The 18,757-nt window shown below is 47.0% G+C and carries 11 protein-coding genes; all 11 read right to left on the reverse strand.

What is annotated here, in order from left to right:
- Nucleotides 1-154: 154 nt before the first annotated feature.
- Nucleotides 155-868 carry a glycosyltransferase family 2 protein gene (locus MKY28_RS12155; protein ID WP_340020278.1) on the reverse strand — a complete coding sequence of 238 codons (714 nt, stop codon included), beginning with the start codon at nucleotides 866-868 and terminating at the stop codon, nucleotides 155-157.
- A gap of 150 nt (nucleotides 869-1,018) precedes the next feature.
- Nucleotides 1,019-2,116 (reverse strand): Gfo/Idh/MocA family protein, encoded by a 1,098-nt coding sequence (locus MKY28_RS12160; protein WP_036670781.1) that lies wholly within the window; start codon nucleotides 2,114-2,116, stop codon nucleotides 1,019-1,021.
- A gap of 14 nt (nucleotides 2,117-2,130) precedes the next feature.
- A complete protein-coding gene (locus tag MKY28_RS12165; protein WP_235193807.1) occupies nucleotides 2,131-3,054 on the reverse strand; it encodes a helix-turn-helix domain-containing protein in 924 nt (307 codons plus the stop codon).
- 24 nt (nucleotides 3,055-3,078) lie between these two features.
- Nucleotides 3,079-4,083, reverse strand: a complete 1,005-nt coding sequence (locus tag MKY28_RS12170; RefSeq protein ID WP_340936060.1) for a Gfo/Idh/MocA family protein — start codon at nucleotides 4,081-4,083, stop codon at nucleotides 3,079-3,081.
- Nucleotides 4,084-4,327: 244 nt separating this feature from the next.
- Nucleotides 4,328-7,129 (reverse strand): alpha-mannosidase, encoded by a 2,802-nt coding sequence (locus MKY28_RS12175; RefSeq protein WP_340936061.1) that lies wholly within the window; start codon nucleotides 7,127-7,129, stop codon nucleotides 4,328-4,330.
- An 18-nt stretch (nucleotides 7,130-7,147) separates the two neighbouring features.
- Entirely contained in the window at nucleotides 7,148-7,972 is an 825-nt protein-coding gene (locus MKY28_RS12180; RefSeq protein ID WP_076211825.1) for a carbohydrate ABC transporter permease, read from the reverse strand.
- Nucleotides 7,973-7,994: 22 nt separating this feature from the next.
- Nucleotides 7,995-8,861 carry a carbohydrate ABC transporter permease gene (locus MKY28_RS12185; protein ID WP_101314027.1) on the reverse strand — a complete coding sequence of 289 codons (867 nt, stop codon included), beginning with the start codon at nucleotides 8,859-8,861 and terminating at the stop codon, nucleotides 7,995-7,997.
- 67 nt (nucleotides 8,862-8,928) lie between these two features.
- On the reverse strand, nucleotides 8,929-10,308 hold the full coding sequence (locus MKY28_RS12190) for an extracellular solute-binding protein (protein WP_127545869.1): 1,380 nt from the start codon (nucleotides 10,306-10,308) through the stop codon (nucleotides 8,929-8,931).
- A gap of 78 nt (nucleotides 10,309-10,386) precedes the next feature.
- Entirely contained in the window at nucleotides 10,387-11,688 is a 1,302-nt protein-coding gene (locus MKY28_RS12195) for a glycoside hydrolase family 125 protein (RefSeq protein ID WP_076249437.1), read from the reverse strand.
- A gap of 222 nt (nucleotides 11,689-11,910) precedes the next feature.
- Entirely contained in the window at nucleotides 11,911-13,083 is a 1,173-nt protein-coding gene (locus MKY28_RS12200) for a GntR family transcriptional regulator (RefSeq protein ID WP_305955663.1), read from the reverse strand.
- A 255-nt stretch (nucleotides 13,084-13,338) separates the two neighbouring features.
- Nucleotides 13,339-18,591 (reverse strand): S8 family peptidase, encoded by a 5,253-nt coding sequence (locus MKY28_RS12205; RefSeq protein WP_036670772.1) that lies wholly within the window; start codon nucleotides 18,589-18,591, stop codon nucleotides 13,339-13,341.
- Nucleotides 18,592-18,757 lie beyond the last annotated feature (166 nt).

Raw genomic sequence — 18,757 nt, forward strand, 5'->3', positions numbered from 1 at the left:
AAACTTATATGCAATACTTTTTTTCAAGTAAATTCATATTTTTTTCTGACCACCTCCAAATTGAAGCATTTTGGCACAAAAAAGACGCATCTACACGCAGCAGATGCATCTTCGCTTTCGATATTTGACGACACACGGGCACTACGATTACAGACTATAACTTTTTATTAGCATAGGGTCTGAAATCCTCTGTAACCGCAAGTTTTTTGCTTCCCTCCAGGTAAAAGCTGTCATCCGCTCTCCAGGTATGACTCTTTTTGTTCTGTCTGCGGTGATAGACATAATTATAAGGAGAGGTCGCGTACGCTTTGAATCCTCTTTTCCTGCATTGTCTGAGAAAGGTTACATCTTCCCCTATGGAACGGTCCGTGAAGCGGACTTTTTTCAAGATCTCTCTTTTGAATAAAATAGTGCCCCCTTGAACAAATTCAACCGGTTTATTTTTTTCAGCCGGAGATCTGACCAACAATGTCTTGGATGCGCCCAAATAGACCAGGCACGAATGTTTACCCACAATATCACTTTTGGTCCGTCTAAGTTCTCTCACCTGCTCTGTTAAATAATACGGCGAATAGTAGTCATCATCATCAAATTTGGCAATCAGCGAAAAGCGTGCCCTTGTCATGCCAGCGTTCAGGCTTTGTCCTAGGGAAATGCTCTCCGGAACTTGATATACATGAACATTGGCAAGATTCCGAACCCGGTTTTGGTATAATGCCAGATTCATACTGTCATGATTCAGGACAATGATCAGCTCTTTGCTTTTATAAAGCTGCCGATTGTAATTTTGCAGGATGTTTTCAAAAAATTGTGGCCGATTGGTACATACAACAATGGAAACACCATGACCCGTTTTGTGTTTAGTCAAGACACACCCTCTTTTCAGCTCATTTTTCTCTCATCATATGTGCCGAAATAGATTCTGGTATGGACCAATAGCTAGTATCCAAAACACCAAAAACCCTCTGTCCTCAATAACGGGACAAAGGGTTCTGTAATCTATTATTTTATGTCTGTTCTATGCTTCGTTACCGTTATTCAAGTACACAGCCTTGCCTGTGCGAGCAGATTCATAGAGTGCTTCCAGGATTTGAGATACAACCAGCGCTTGTTTCGGTGTAACGACTGGCTCCTGATCGTTCTCAATCGCTTCAATCCACTTTCTCATCTCAACATCCGGTGCGCTCTCGCTCTTACCATCGTAGAAAGCTACCCCGCCTGCACTCAGTTCAATCTCATTGGTGTATAGACGGCTGAATTTCTCACCATTGATGCGCAGTCCGTTCTTCATATCCGCACCCGCTTCGCTACCGCTCAAGCTACATTTCGCCTCATCCACATCCAGTGAGTTCAGTGCCCAACTGGATTCCAGCATGATCGTTGCCCCATTCTCCATCACAATCATGCCAAAGGCCGAGTCTTCTACGGAGAATTGTTTTGGGTCCCACGGGCCCCAGGCATTGGCCGCATTTTCACGTTGTGAAAGCTCATGATAGGTCGTACCCAGCACAACTTTTGGTTGATAGTTATCCATCATCCAGAGCGTCAGATCAAGTGCGTGCGTACCAATGTCAATCAGCGGGCCGCCACCTTGTTTCTCCTCATCCAGGAAAACACCCCATGTTGGTACTGCTCTACGTCTAATCGCATGTGCTTTGGCAAAATAAATATTACCCAGGTCACCTGCTTCGCACACCTTCTTCAAATACTGACTGTCTTCTCTGAAACGGTTGTTGTATCCGATGGTAAGTTTTTTGCCGGTACGTTCTGCCGCTTCCAGCATGAGCTGTGCTTCAGCAGATGTCTTCGCCATTGGCTTTTCACACATCACGTGTTTGCCTGCCTCCAGAGCAGCAATTGAAATCTCGGCATGAGAAATATTCGGTGTAAGCACATGCACAATATCCAAAGACTCATCCTTGAGCAATTCCTGATAATCCGTGTAGACTTCGGCTTCAGTAGTGCCATATTTCTGTTTGGCTTCATCCGCACGTTCCTGAACGATATCACAGAAAGCCACCAGTTCAACATTATCCAGTTTACTCAGACTCGGCAGATGTTTACCATTCGCGATTCCACCACAGCCAATAATTCCGATACGATATACTTTACTCATATATATATTCACCCTCACTTAAGTATTGGTTGTTTCATTTTACGAAAAGCCGACGGGGTCATCCCCAGACGTTTGCGAAATACAGCATGCAAATAGTTGGCATTATTGAATCCTGAAGCAAGTGCGATCTGTTCAATGGATACGTTACTTTCCTCCAGATTGCGGCACACGGCGCGCAGACGAATATCCTCCAGTACACGGCTGAACGGCATCTCCGGCTGTACTTGGTAGAAGATTCGCTGCAATTGTCTGCTGCTAATATGAAGTTTCTCAGCTACATGCTCCAGCGTGACCACCGAAGGGTGATTCGCCTCCATATACTGTAGTGCATACTCATAGCGATATACCGACATATCCCGCACAGGGGCTTCCGGTCGATTCCCCCCGGTGTCGTATGCTCGCACGGTTTTGAGTAATATGCTGATAACCAGTTGCTTGATCGACGTATAATAACCTAACAATTTTAGATCACATGCCTCGTAGGCTTCCAAAAAACAATGCATTGCACGATGATAATCATTCACCGGAGTAAGCGGAAGCGTTCTCAGCTTTTCAATCGTTTCCTCGGATTCTGCTGCTTCCCAGGGATCGACATGTTCCCTTGGCTTGTGAACGATATCTACATGAAGACATAGTTCATCCATGTCCTCTTTGGCATCAGCCTCCTGATAATGAACGACACCCGGTCCAGTCAAATACAGCATACCTTCCGAGAGTGCATGTGTCTGATCATCCAGAATAACTTTACCTTTACCTCTCGGGATAAAATGAAACTCAAACTCCGCATGATTATGGAAATCCACAACTCGGCCCGCTGGAAAAGAAGTCAGATGAAATCGCATCACGCGAATCTCATAATGTCCCCAAACCATTAGAATATCCAGTCTCTCCAGGAGATCCTGCCGTTCAAGCATTTTCTCATAAGGATACAGGCTCAAGATTGCACACCTCCTTAAGTAAACCTAACCCTTCAACTCTTTCAGAGTAATTCTGCGCCCTTCTTTGGCAGAGAGATTCGCTGCTTCCATCAAACGGGTCAGCTCCATAGCGATCTGCACGTTTTCAGTTGCATCCGTATCATTCTGTATATGTGCAACCCATTGATTGAATGCGCTTTCTCTTTGGTCTACCAAAGGAAGTTCAGTCCAGTCATCATATTGTCCCTGTGCTGCTTTCGTGCGAATCAATAACTTTTCTTCGGGTGTTCCGTACAGAAGCGTACCTTCCGTACCATGAACCTCAATCGTAAACGGAGAATGGCTATTCACAAAACCGGCTTCAACAACGCCGACTGCTCCAGAATCCGTAAACAAGGTTGCAACTGCATTATCTTCCACTTCTTTGCCTGTAATATATCCAAAGTTCGCATTAACCCCTGTTACTTCCTGACCCAGAAACAGTTTGGCGAGATACATTGGATGACAGCCCAGATCAATCAGCGCACCGCCCTGACAATCCTTCAGATCATAGAAGTGTTCAGGCAACCAGTTGGAAATCGCTCCATCATGTGATAAACGCGCTCTAACATAAGTTACTTTGCCAAGTAATCCTTGGTTAAGTACATCCTGAATCGTTAACGTATACCCTGCATTCAGTCGTGGTAAGGATACTGTCATTTTGACCTTGTTCGCCTTTACCTCATTAAGGATTCTGTTAGATTCCGCCTGTGTTGATGCAATAACCTTCTCCGTGAAGATGTGTTTACCTGCTTTTGCAGCTGCGGTGATCACTTCTTCATGGCTGCGGGTTGGCGCATCTACAATAACGGCGTCGATGTCATCCTTGGCCAACATATCTTCGAGTGAAGCATAGAATGGTACGTTTAAACGTTCAGCCGCTTCCTGACCACGCTTGGCATCTTCATCCCATACAGCGGCGATGACTGTATCCTCATGTTCCTGTGCTTGCTTGATGTAATCCCATGCGTGAACATGCCACAAACTAATTTTTCCAATTCGAATGGTCAATGTGTCTTACCTCCATACTATATAATATTCTGACATTTATCTATAAGTTATCACAGACTTAATCTATTTTTAATAGAAACTCGCGACAATAAATGTATAAAATCACGACATGAATGTTATTAGACATTTATACACTTGCCCATATTTCTGATATATTTTACATAACCAGGTCGCATAACAAAAACCTCCTGCCCACGCTACCGTGAACAGAAGGTTTTTATAGTTATGATATTCAAAAATCAACTCACCGTAACGCATACCCTTGTGTAACAATCTTGTACCCGGATACCGTCTGGCTATGCCCCTCCAATGTGTCCTTAACCCGTTCCAGCACATCGCTCTCATAAGCGGAGGCAGTTTCGAATCCAGTTTGCACGTTCAACTCAACGGGTTCGGAGTTTAGATTATACCAGCGAGCAATCAAATCTCCAGTTTCCTCTGCGATCTTCAATGTGGAGAAGGCTAGTGACGAACCTTGTGCATTCCATGCCAGCCATTGCTTCGACAGAGGCAGTTCAACCTTTTTCCCATCAGTTCCGGCATGACTTTCTCGCTCAAATGTATACGCAAGTGCCCCTTGCTGTACAGTCGTCCACAGAATCGGATACACGTATGCGGATGCACATGCACCTGACTGTGCAGCATCGCCCGCAAATGGAATAATCGCATATTCCACACTCTGAGGTCCCAGACATTGGGCTTCCGGTGTTTCAAACACACCCCAATCTCCCAGTTCCGAAGAGGCACGCAGCAGCGTAACTGCAATCGTACTGCCCTCTTCATGCTGTAAAATCTCGTATTCATTCAGCCCTTTGTTTGCAATCATCAAGCCATGATCACCATCGGTCACATGTACAAACGCTTGCTGATGCTGTGCATTACTTGGATTCACCCATTCCTTTGCCGGTGTATTGGAACGTTTGGCAATTTCAAAGATGGAATCTGCATAATGCTCCTCTGTCACCAGTCCGGATGGAAATAATGCACGCAGTCGATGATCCTTGGCCTGATTGTTAAAGTCAGATTTTACCTTGACCATATTACTGCCCGCTTCCAACGTATACGTTGTCGTAATCACCAAGGGAACAGTGTTCTCGACTCGCTGTGCCTTCCGTTCTGTAAAAGGAACCATTTGGCGCTTCTCCAGCTCGAACAGTTCATCTGCTCCAGCAGGAATATCCCAGCGTAATACACTTTGCATAACTGCCCGATACGGAGAATGCTCCACAATCCGCAGGTCTGCCTTCAGATGCTCCGTGTTCAGCGTTGTCTCTCCCTCCGGTTGACGGTAGACATATTCATTGCCGATATCACCGGTATTCTCATATGAATTTAATCCCCTGTATACAGCACCGGAGACCTTATCTTCAATCGTTGCCGTACCATTCTCTTCAACCGTCACTCGCAATTGACCGTTCTCCATCATCATTCCCTGCACTTGGATGAGTTCGCTCGTATCGGGCACTTCAACAATCTCAACATTCTCTGCTTGCTTCTCTACTGGAATGAGAGCATAAGTCTTATATCCCAGCGAAGGTACATCCACCGCTTGGAAAGTCACTCTTACTTTACGAGCCATATAAGGCTGTCGGAAGCGATCCTTCGGAAGTTCATAGCCGAAATGCGCACCCAGATCCTTGATTTCTGCCGAATACGTGCGTCCATCTGAATCGACCAGCTGATACACTGGCAGTGCATCCTCTTCCAACTTTTGCGCAAGGGCTTGAGGGTGAGGACCTTCCGGGAAAAATGCTTTGTCCACAATCAGATCCATCTCAATGATTCCATTTCGATTCCATCCACTCGTGTTGAACACAGTGAACAGCACTGTTTCCTCTCCCCAAGCCTCAGCAGGTTGCACACGAATGGACTCAGCAATCGCCTGCGCACTCTGGGAAACCAATTTCTCTGCAAGTTGTCTGCTCTTGGCAAAGCGGGTCACCATCTCACGGTGAACCTCATCCACACTGCATCCGCAGATGCTATCATGTGGGTGGTTCTGCATCAGCATCTTCCATGCATGTGTCAACAGATGATGCGGATAATCTTTTACCCCGGCTATATGGGCCATGGCGGCCAGTGGTTCGGCTACTTTTTCAAGCAACGTCTGCCCCTGCTGGTTCAACTGTTTCAGATAAACCCGTGCGGATGCCGTATTCACCAGTGTTCCCCAACCATCCGTGTGCTGACTGCGAAGCTCGCCTTCGATGGTCGCCAGATGCTCAGGCACGTCCTTCGTAACCGCCTCAATGTAATCGTCAAAATTGGAGTGAATAAATTCAACATCAGGATACAATGCAGCCGCCGTGCGTAAAGCCTCTGGCAGATCCGTCTGGATCGGCTGATGATCACAACCATTCATGAACAGCAGATGTGAAGTCGAGGCAAACTTCTCGGCATCCTCCAGATTTTTATCCCAATATACTTGGGCTTTCTCCGGATCAACCGGAACTTCCATCCCATTACAGTACCAATTCGCGAACAAAATGCCGAGCACTTCCGAACCATCCGGCGAACGCCAGATCATCTCGGAATAGGGAGATTCGTAACTGTCGGCATCAACCACCGCATTATTGAATCCCGTAGGCTTCACCCCTCGCCCGAAGATCGCGTTATGAATATCCGCCTGTTGCAGAATCTGCGGTGCCTGTCCCATATTTCCGAACGAGTCTGGGAAGTATCCCGTCTTGGATATCACACCGAAAGGTCGAGCATCACGATGACCGATGAGCAGATTACGTAAGTTGGCCTCACTGCTGGTCAGAAACTCATCCTGTAACACATACCATGGACCAAAATGGATGCGTCCTTCACGAATATAACGGTCGAGCCTCTCCTGTTGTTCGGGCCGAACCTGCAAATAATCTTCACGAATAATCGTCTGCCCATCCAGATGGAAATAGCGATATTCCGGGTCCTGATCGAGCGTATCCAGCAGTTTATCCATCAGCTCAATGAGCAGTACATGATGGTGTTCATAAGGCATATACCATTCGCGGTCCCAATGGGTATGCGAGATGAGATGTGCCATCTTTTTGGTTGTCATGTTACGTACCTCCTGTCATTAACCTTTGGTTGCCCCGCCCATGCTGAAGCCCTTGGACATGTAACGCTGGGAGAAAATATATAGCACAACCGAAGGCATTGTATAAAGTAGTGAAAATGCAGCCAATCTGCCGTATTCAACCATACCGTGGCTGCCAAAGAACTGATAAATCGTGACTGATGCCGGAAGTTTCTCCGGTGTCTGGAGCAGGATGTATGGCACAAAGAAGTTGCCCCAACTTCCTGAAAACGTAAATATCGCTATCGTTGCAATACCTGGCAACATCAGCGGAGCCACGATTCGTCTCAATCCGTTCCATACGGACGCTCCGTCAATCCATGCCGATTCTTCCAGATCAATGGGCACCGAATCCATGAAATTTTTCATCATCCAGATGCCGTAAGGAAGTGAGGATGCGGTCAGGAACAACATCGTGGCGATGATGCTATTTTGCATTTTGAAGAACAGAAACATCTGAAATACCGGAACCATCACGGCAGTAATCGGTAGAGCTGTCATGAACAGAATGGATAACAAGAAGCTTTTTTTGAATCTCATTTCATAACGGGATAAAGGATAAGCAGCAAGGACAGATACCAGAACAACCAGTATCGCTTGTCCTCCCGACAGAATCAGGCCTACACCGAATGAACGAAGATTGCTCGAATCCCCGAGTACATCCTTGAAATTTTGAATGGTCCAGGTACTGGGCATTTTGATACCCTGTTGCGCGTTCGGGTCAAATGAAGCCAGAATGATCCAGAGCAGCGGCAATAAAAAACAGAGCCCTAGAAAAACTAGAATCCCGTACTGGATTTTGCGTTGAAGCCCATGTTTGACCATAGGGATCGAACCTCCTTCATGGTTACACTTTCACTTTCATGGATCGCATGTAGAACAGGCTGGCGACAATACCGATGAACAACAGAACCAGAGATATGGCTGTGCCGTATCCAAACTGATAGTTCACAAAGGCCTGATTGTACATGAAGATCGGCAAGGTTTGTGTCGAAGTACCCGGGCCACCACCGGTCATCGTATAGATCAGCGTGAACACACCCAGTGTCTGTAGAGTAACCAACATCATGTTGGTCACAATGGACCCTTTTACCATTGGAATCGTAATGTGTCTGACAATCTGGAACCCGGTGGCGCTGTCAATAATCGCAGCTTCTTCAACTTCCTTCGGGATATCATCCAGTGCCGACTGATAGACCATCATCGAAAAGGCTGTGCCGTGCCAGATATTTGCGATAATTACACTCACCATAGGGAAACTGAACAACCAGGAGACTGGATTCGCCCCAAACCAGCCGAGGATCTGATTCAATGAACCATTGTCACTGAAAAAGGCGACCATACAGAATGCCACAACAATCTCGGGTGTCACCCAACCGGCAATGACGATGATGCCGATGACCCGACGGAACGTCACATTTTTCTCCTTCATTAGAAGAGCCAGAATGAATCCAAGCAATACCTGACCAATCACTGCGGAGAAGATGAGAAAGACCAGCGTACGCCAGACACTAATCCGGAAGTCCGGATCATGGAACATATTAATGAAATTCTGGAATCCGACAAACTCCAAACTCTTGGCTGCCGCCCCAGTCAGAGCCATATTCGTAAAGGCAAAACAGATCGTCAGAATGATGGGAACAATGAAAAACACAAGTAATAACAGTACGGAAGGCATGAGAAACAGAAATGAACCTGGTGCTTTCCTTTTCATAAGTCACTCTCCATTCGAACCGGAAAAAGGGGAGATTATGCCTCCCCCTCCGAATATATCGATATCCTTATTTCTCTTCGATGCTGTCCGCGCCAAGGGAACGGGATACGTTGTCCTTCAATTGTGTAACTCCCTCTTCCGGCGTCAGCTTGCCAGAGGCAATACTCTCAACAATGCTTTGCAATTGTGCGGATACCGCTGCATATTGATCGTTCGCTGGACGGAAGTGAGCCACATTCAAGAGTTCCTGTGCTTCTTTGGTATATGGACGATCCGTATAACCTTCAACTTCTGTGGAATCATTACGTGGGCTGAGGCTGCCTTCCGCTACTACGCGTGCAGTCGCATTTTCCTTATTCATCAGAAACTCGATAAATTTCCAAGCTTCTTCCTTGTTCTTCGCTTGTGCAGGAACAGACCAAGCCCATCCTCCAGACATCGTAGTTGCTCCAGGTTCTTCCCCATTTTGTGTTGGGAATGGTGCAAAACCTATTTTTTCTTCAACGTTGGCTATTGGAGCAGCACCGTTCTCGGCCCATGTCGAACCTGCCCAGCTACCATCTACAGCCATCGCCAGTTTGTCTTGCGGGAACTGTTGCTGGAATGCAATACTGCCAGCTTGTCCATTCAGGGCAACCTGCATGGTTGGACCTGTTTTATCCGTGTTAAACACTTGATCTATGAATTTGAAGGAATCCAGCAGCCCCGGGCTGTTCACGACCCATTTCTTGCTGGTGTCGTTATACAGCGTGTCCGCCGTACCATAGAGCAGCATTTCCAGTGTTTGCATGGTGACACCTTCACCGTTTGCTTTGCCCACGATCATATTAAGTGGTGTCACACCCGGCAGTTTTTGCTTGATCGTACGTGCTGCTTCGAGTACTTCTGCCCAGCTTGCAGGTTTGAACGGAACTTCAAGTCCCGCCTGTTGAAACAGTTCCTTGTTGTACCAGATTCCGCGTGTATCCGAGGTAGCCGGAACGCCGTACACTTTGCCGTCTTCTCCGGTAACCCCTGCCTTCAGGTTGTCGATGATGTGTTCTTCCCAATCGGGCCATCCCTGAACCTGTGTATCCAGCGGCTCCAGATATCCCGCAGCAGCATCGGATTTGATGATGGATGTATCTTCAGCAATGACATCCGGTGCCGTATCCGGGGATTTCATTTGCAGAACCATTTTGGACGTATAATCGCCTTCACTTGCCAGTACAGGCGCAATGTTGATTTTGATATCCGGGTTTTCTTTCTCGAATTGATCCACCAAGCCTGATTGGAAGAATTTCGTAAGTGTATCTTCAGATCCTGAAGAACGGAACGATACAGTTACTTCCTTCTTGCCATCACTGGTTGTGCCTGTGCTTGAGCTTCCGCCCGAACAGGCTGTAGTAAGAATGAGCAAGGATGTCATAACTGCTGCTACCGGCATTTTCAATGATATTTTTCTCATGATTCGCTCTCCTCTTGTCGGAATTTAACGAACTCCGAACGTTATGATGTACTCGCAGGTTATCTCTTGCTTCCCTATCTATTTCTGTACGCGGAATCCGCAATAATCCATAATCAGTTCACTAAAGAGCATGTTGGACCATGAAAACCATGGACGTGTATATTCATGTGGATTGTTGGCCGAAAAACCTTCATGGGTCAGTCCGGTATCCGCATCCGTCTTATGGATGAGCTGAAGCAATCGTAGTTTTTCATTGCGATCCTCTGTAGTCAGCCCCTGCATCGATAAAGCGATATGCCAGATGTACCCTTCCGGTGTATGCGGACTACCGATTCCCGCTGCTGCTGTTCCCTCATAAAAATACGGGTTGTGCGAGGAAAGAATGAAACGGCGTGTATTCTGATACACCTCGTCGTTCTCCTCCACATATCCGAGATAAGGTAAAGACAGCAGGCTCGGCACATTGGCATCATCCATCAGATTGTGATTGCCTTTCCCATCCGTTTCGTATGCATATATGGTTCCATATTCCGGATGTTCAACGGTGCCATAATCCTGAATACCTTTGTTGATCTGTTCCTCCAACTGCTGAGCAGTCGCTGCCAGCGTTTCATTCTCGAACACCACTTCAGCAATTTCCTGTAGATATCGAAGCGCCACAACGGCGAACATATTGGATGGAATCAGATAACCATATTCACAGCGATCGTCGCTGGGACGGAATCCCGACCAGGTCATGCCTGTATAGACTGTTTCAGTACCTCGTCCCTCTCGGGTGAGCGTATCGGTTTCGGGAGCATCCAGACGTTGGAATGTGTAGGGTGATTTCGTCTCATGATGCTGTTCCACTTGCCATAACTGCATGATGATCTGGGATGCTTTACGGAACGTATCATTGAATTGAGTTGTTCTTCCCGTGTTCTTCCACAAGAGATAACTGAGCTGAATCGGATAAGCCAGTGAGTCGATCTCATACTTCCGTTCCCAGATCCAATCATTCATCTGCGTCAGGTCTTCCTGATGTCCTTTTCCACTCTCCGTCTCATTAAAAGCGTTTGCATACGGGTCCAGGAGAATATATTTCAGTTGACGTTCAACCAGTCCAGCGATCATGTCAGCGATATCTTCATCCTCTGAAGCGAGAAGCAGATAAGGTCTGACCTGAGCGGCAGAATCACGTAACCACATGGCAGGGATATCTCCCGTAATCACAAAAGTTGTTCCATCTTCTTTGCGCTGAATTGTGGTTGCCATCGTATTGGTAAAACAATTTTTAAACATTTGGTTGAGTTCCGGATGGTCCGGCATACGTTTGTTAACCTGATCAATCATGTCGTATATCGAGGGAGAAATTTCTTGATCATCTCTGGGTGTCAGCATGTTGTCCTCCTATTTAATCCAGTTTGTTAACCGCTTTCATCATCCTAAAACGAATATAATGTTATGTCAATATATTTATTTGTATATTAGCATGTTATTTTAATTTGAAGACACCAAATAATATACCATTTAAAGCAATTCTCCCCATTTTATCCGCACCAAAAAGAGGCCTCGTTTATACGAAGCCCCTGATTGAACACAATGAATATTAAGTTGTTATAATTAACCCTTTTGTTTCACCATACTCGTTGACTTCCCCTTCACCAATCGGGCAGGCAAAACAACCCTGTTCACTGTCATTTCGTTGTTCTGCATACTTTGAAGCACCATCTCGAATGCCTGTTTTCCCATATCAAACTGGCTTTGTCTCATATGGGTTACACGGCTTCCTTCGGCAGCGTTTGGACTGTCAAAGCAAATGATGGACATATCTTCCGGGATTCTCAGACCAAGCCGATCCGCTGCCTGTTCTGCAAGTAAAGCAATATGATACTCCGCAGCAAAGAGTGCAGTAATCTGGGGGTATTTCTGTAAATGTTCCACCAATGTCTCCACATCACGGACCTCGACTTGAGGATCAAACACACTTGGCAGTGTCGAAAGAAAAGATTCTAACCACAGTTCCCTGTTCACCAGAACTCCTTGATCATTGTGAGCCTCAATAATGCCTTCAATTCGTTCTTCAATGGGTGTAGTGTTCGCCGGAGGCTGCGTCAGAAAAGCGATGTGTCGGTGACCGAGATCGAACAAATAATTCATCCCTTCTCGCGCCGCGCCTACATTATCCGTACTGACAGATGAAGCTGGAATGCCTTTCAAGTACCGGTCAATCAGGACAAACGGGAATTTGTTAACGACCAGTTTTAAAATCTCATCGCTGAAATATTCACCCTGTGCCGGGAAAATAATCAATCCATCCACACCCAGTTCCAGCAGTTCCTGAATGCTCTGTTCCTCCTGCTCGGGAATCCCGAAGGAACGTCTAAGTACGAGAAAACAATCATGCTCTCGCGAAGCTTCTTCCATACCATATAACAGTTCTGTACCATACATATCACTGAAATTAGTAATGACCAGACCAATGAGCAGCTTCTTCTCTGGATCTTTAACCGAAGCAAGCGGAGCAGGTCTGTTAGATCTTTCTTGTAACATTTCTGCTGTGTCGGCTACAAAAGAACCCCGTCCCGGCTGACGAACAATTAATTGTTCACTCGCCAGCATCTCAAGTGCTTTTTTAGTTGTAATCCGGCTCACTCCGAATTCATCACATAATTCCTTTTCCGAAGGAACACGCTCACCCACTTGATATTGATGAAGCTGTATCCGTTCACGCAAGGATTCAAAGATCTGTTCATACATCGGCTTGGATGCCGAATCTTTCCCCAATACAAGCACCTCCATAAATACCCATACTTCTCATGTTCTACATCCTAATATATCATGTTATATCATTAATGTGAAGAAAGGAGACAACTCACCTGCTGTCATATGAGAGCAAAAGAAAAAGCATCCCGATGGATGCTTCATTAATCTTAGGCGTCAGTTATGAATCGAGACAACAAAAAGCCGACAAGCCCTGATACCTCGGCTTATCGGCTTCTTGCTTAGATGGTCAAAACGCAGTTATCATCCAAGTCATACTTTGCATAATTAAGGTTGCAGACCCTCAGCGGACGGTGGACTCACTTCCGTTCCATTCTCTTCAGGGCTCGAATCTGGTTCTGGAACGGATTGTTCTTGTGCTGCGCTGACGAACAATCGTCCAGCTGCTTCCGCCTCTACTTTGTTGCCTGCTGCATCCTGAGCGCGAATCACAATGACTCCACCATCCAGAACAAGGGATGAAGGTGTTGTGTACGTACCCGTATAACGACCAGGTTCAGTCTCCACCAATGGAATCTCTCCTGCCCCTTGGGCATTCAGATTCAAAGGTAACTGAATACGGAAAGATGCTTGCAGACCAGGTTTACTATCAAATGAAACGGTAACACTCTCCCCTGATGTGATTCGAACATCTTCAGCCGGAGTAATATTCGTAAGTTCTGGCAACGCCGTTTCCACATAGACGGTGCGGGTTACGGTTGTTTTGTTACCAGCGATATCGGTTGCTGTAATGGTTATTGTGTTCTCGCCTTCATTGACCAATACACGGTGACTGAAACTTCTGTCTTTACCCACTTGTACGGTTTGTCCGTTAACGGTTACCTTATCGAGGAATTGTTCCACGACATTACCCGTTACGTGAACCACTTCTGCATTGATGCGATCCCCTTGAGCTGGCGTGAGAATCGTCAATTGTGGTTTGGTCTGATCCAGAATAATGACTACGGGGAGTGAACGGTCCGTTGTTTTACCGTCTACCACTGCCTCCGCAGTAATCGCATTAATGCCAGAACGGAGCTTCACACCGTATGAGAACTTCCCATTTGCCACCGTTGTGGTGCCAGCCAGATCCTTGCCGTTGTAGATCTTGATCTGAGCTCCAGATGCCGGAGACGTTCCCGACACAGTGAAGGTCGATTGATTCGTATACGTGTTTGCAGGTACTGTGAGCACAGGTGCATTTACCGGATATCTCACGACTGCACGAATCATGTAATTGCCTTCTTCTACCGGTGAAGTACTCCATGCTCCGCTTACACGCTGCCAGCTTCGACCTGCATTTGGACCATCCTCATCGGTAGCGAGTCCCGGAGCGCTAGTTCCAGCTAAACTCTGTACATACACGATATAGAAATCACCCGTTACAATGACCGGTTCTGGGAATTCAACGGTTGTCCATTGATCGTTACGAAGTGCAGTACCGTCAAATGGTCCAGCCAGTTGCCGTCCCGGAGCTCCGCCCGCACCCGATGCATCATATACGGCATATTGGAACGCTGTGCCTCCAGGTACAGGCCATTCGGTGTTCCAGAATCGGAACGATGCACCTGTCAGTTGAGCGGTCTCCAGCTCTGGTGTCATTCGAACTGCCCAAGCGTTATCCGCAGCATTAAAAGCTCGTGCGTTCTCTGCTGTTCCATCATCATAAGCAATTTCCCCAGGGAAACCGATGAATGGTTTTAAGGCAACATTTGCCTCAGCCGTACCATTACCAGGGACTGTCACAGTAACGGTTTTACTGTAATAATCTGCAGCCCGGATGGATAGGGTATAACTTCCTTCCAATACCTGAATATCGAAGCTGCCATCTGAACCTGTGCGAACTTCACCTACATTCGCATCTTCCACCACGAGAACGGAAGCATCAGCCAGTGGTTGTCCTGTCCGCTCATCCGTTACTACACCTTCAATCTGCCCATGCGGAATTGCTTCCAGATTAAAGTTGGCTTTGGCTCCATTGCCATCTGTAATCGTCACCTGCTGAGTTCGAGGATAATATCCATATGCTTCAGCTTTTAACGTGTAATCACCTGCTACGTGTGTGAAGTTATACTTGCCTGTAGCTGGATCTGTCTTCACCGAACGTCCGGTTTCCAGTACGGTAACCGTTGCACTTGCAGGCAGGCTTTGTGGATTAACCGAACCTGTTCCTGGTTTTTCAACTTCAGGTTGTTGCTGTTTCGTTTTGTTAAATTCCGCTTTGTCTGTCCGCGAAATTTTGTACCATGGATTATCATAGGACGGTTTTGGTTTGTCATTGTTAAGCACAACCGCACTGTCCTCCGTTACCGTCTCTGCAGCAACTCCCAGTACACGGAAATCATCAATGAACCAGCCTGTCTTCACAACACTGTTATCTGAGGTCAGGCGGAACCGGAATTGAACTTCATTACCGGTAAGTGCATCCAGATCATAAAATACAGGTGTCCATTGTTTACCGTTGGTACTATGTGAGAATTTGTCCAGTTCTGACCATGTGGTTCCACCATCCTTGGTGACTTCCACATACCCGTAATCGTATCCACTCTCAATCTCGTACCAATGATTAAACGTAAGTGTTCCTTCGGACACATCCGTCAAATCAATGACCGGAGATACGAGTGAATAGTTGGAGCCACTCTCGTACGTATTGTCGAGATCAGTCGCCCAGACATTCGGTGGAGAAACCGCGCTGGCAGGTCCCGTTACCGGAATACCGCGTTCCCACTCATCTTTGGTTCCTGAATGAGTCCAGCCATTATCATCACTGCCATCGAAATGATCGATGTAGATATCCTGAGGCACCTCTACTGTAATGGAGACCTCATTCGATTTGTCGCTTTCATTGCCACTATAATCAAGTGCGGCAACGGTATAATAATACGTCGAATCTGTCACCGTAGCCGTATCTGTAAACGTTGTTCCTGTTGCAGTTCCAATGGATTCATAACCTGCACCTGCGGTTGTGGAGCGATATACGATATAGGATTCGAGATCCTCATCGCTCGGACCCGTCCAGCTCAAGGCTACATTACCAAGAATATCGGCCGTCGCAGACAATCCGGCAGGAGCACCCGGAGCAATCTCATCCAGTTCTTCTACAGCGAAATCATCAATGTACCAGCCAGCCTTTTGCAATGAATTATCGCTCGTCAGATTGAATTTGATGAACACCTGCTGTCCCGCGTATTCGCGAAGATCCACATATTGTGTCTTCCAATTGCCACCTGTACCCGTGAAGGTTAACAGTTCTTGGAACACATAATCGCTATCCTCGGAAGCGATGTATACCTTGCCGAAGTCGATGTTATTCTCCAAGTCATACCAGTGCTTGAAGGATAACAATGCCCCTTCCGGACTCTCGGTGAGATCAATTGGCGGCGCAAGCAGATATGCATTGCTATTCGCCACATAAGTTCCTTGCAGATTGGTTGCAATCACCTTGTCACCGGAGTAGGCACTTCCAGGACCACTGCTTGGTGCTCCCCATACCCAGGTACTTCCGGTTCCGCCAGTCGTGAATCCAAGCTGATCTTCTTCAAAATCCTGAAGGTATCCTGGCTGAACACCATTGGACACAGCCACTTTGTATACCTGACTTTCGAATCCGTTGTTACCGTAGTCGTTCACACGGATATAATACTCCACACCTTGCGGTTCAATAAGAAAAGCAGGGATTGTCGCTGTATACGTCCCATCTTTGTTATCTCCAGCAATCCGGTTCATCGGTAGATAAACGTACTGGTTGGTGCCTGTCGTTTTGGCAAAAGCCTCGACGGAGACTACTGCGACGTTATCTGTCACATGAGCCGTTAGTGGTATATCAATGCCTGTAAAGGCAGAATTAACAGGGGTATGTGCCAGTACTGGCTCTTCCAGATCATCTCCGGCCGTAACCACTCTGCCGGATACCGTGCCAATTCCTTCGAGTACAGACCCCACAGCATCAAGGGCATTAATAATGCCGTGACCGTAGCCGTTATTAGGAGATGTCGGATACTGACTATCCGTTCTCGGCGTGGCTGTATCTGTAATGATCTGCTCCAGCTGATCCACCGTAAGGGAATGATTGGCCTGAAGCAGCAGTGCAGCAAGTGCAGTTGTATGTGGGCCTGCCATGGATGTTCCGTTCCAGCCTCCCTCATATACTCCGCCCGGAACTGATGAACGGATATTCACACCAGGTGCAGATACTTCCGGTTTGATCTCACCATACGGGGATGGGCCCAGCAGGGAGAACGAAGCCAGATTTCCGTTGATATCGGTTGCTCCTGTAGCAAAACTTTCAGGATAGTTGGCTGGGTTAGCAACAGAACCAGGTCCGCCCGGGTTACCCAGTCTCACATTTCCTGCGGAGAATTCCGGGAAAATCTGAGCATCACGCCAAGCTTGGACCATAGGACGGAACCATTCATCCAATCCTGCGCCTCCGCCCCACGAGTTGTTAACAACATCCGGTGCAAGTTCAGGATGCAGATTGCCTTCCGCATCCACCGGAGCGATCAACCATTGTCCGCCATCCAGAATAATGGCATCTGTTGTTTCCGGATTGAATATCCGTACACCAATCCACTTCGCACCGGGAGCAACCCCGATCTGGTTGGTACCATCTGCTTCGGAGCCAACCATCGTACCCATCGTGTGCGTACCATGCCCGTCTCCGTCCGCAGGGAGGGAAGCATTACTGTGCGGATCATACCAGCTCAGTTCGGGATCAACGATATTGCCCGAAGCATCCAGTCCCCGCCATTTGCTGCGAAGCGCCGGGTGGGTATAATCCACACCGCTGTCCAGATTGGCAACAACAATCCCTGTTCCATCGATGCCCCGATCCCACACGGCAGGCGCATTGATGTAATCCAGGTTCCATTCCACGTTCTCTGTCGCAAGCTTGTCCTTTGCAGCAGGCTCTTTGTCTTTGTCTTTGACACCGACTGAAGAGTCTTTAGCTGGCGTTTGGACAGCATCTTTGCCTGGTGCCGCATTCGCCGGTTCTTTACTCACTTCGGCTTTCTGTAAGTATCTCGTCTCATTCGGTAGAATCTTCTCCACCTCAGGCAGCAGCGCAATCTGTTCCATGACTTCTTTGGTACTCGTTACTGCCAGTGAATTTACGATAAAATAGCTTTTATATTCTTTGACCTTACCCAGGTCAACTTCCTTTTCCAGATAAGTTTCCAATGGATATTGTGTACGCGAGGCCGTTTCTCGCAGAGAGCTGACAACCGAATTACGAACGGACAGCTTTGTGGCTGAAGCCGTTTGTTTGGCGATGGTCGCCTTTTCAAGGGCCTGTTTGGAGACTGCTGCTGTATCCACCTGTTCCTTCATTTTCACCAGATAGGTCACATATTCACTACCATCAAATTCTTTGGTCAGCTTGGCGTTTACTTTGGACTCCGTAACTTTGGCAAGTCCAGATTTCATATCCAATTTGGATGATGTGGAGTTTTCAGCTGAAACCGGATGAATGATCGAAAATGCAAGGAGAAGCGAGAGCCCCATGGAGATGGGCTTGCGTAACCGATTAATCTTTATCAAACTTTTCCACTCCTTTTACCCGGTTTTTTAATTTAGTCTGGTACATATGCCCTTCTCTGCAGAATGAAACGGTAAATTACCTTTATTGCGTACGAAATAGATACCCTGGATTTCACATAAAGCCTCACCTCCTTTACAGGTCTGGTTAGGGAACAATATGAGTCAG

The organism is Paenibacillus sp. FSL R5-0473, from assembly GCF_038004565.1.
Taxonomy (GTDB): Bacteria; Bacillota; Bacilli; order Paenibacillales; family Paenibacillaceae; genus Paenibacillus; species Paenibacillus amylolyticus.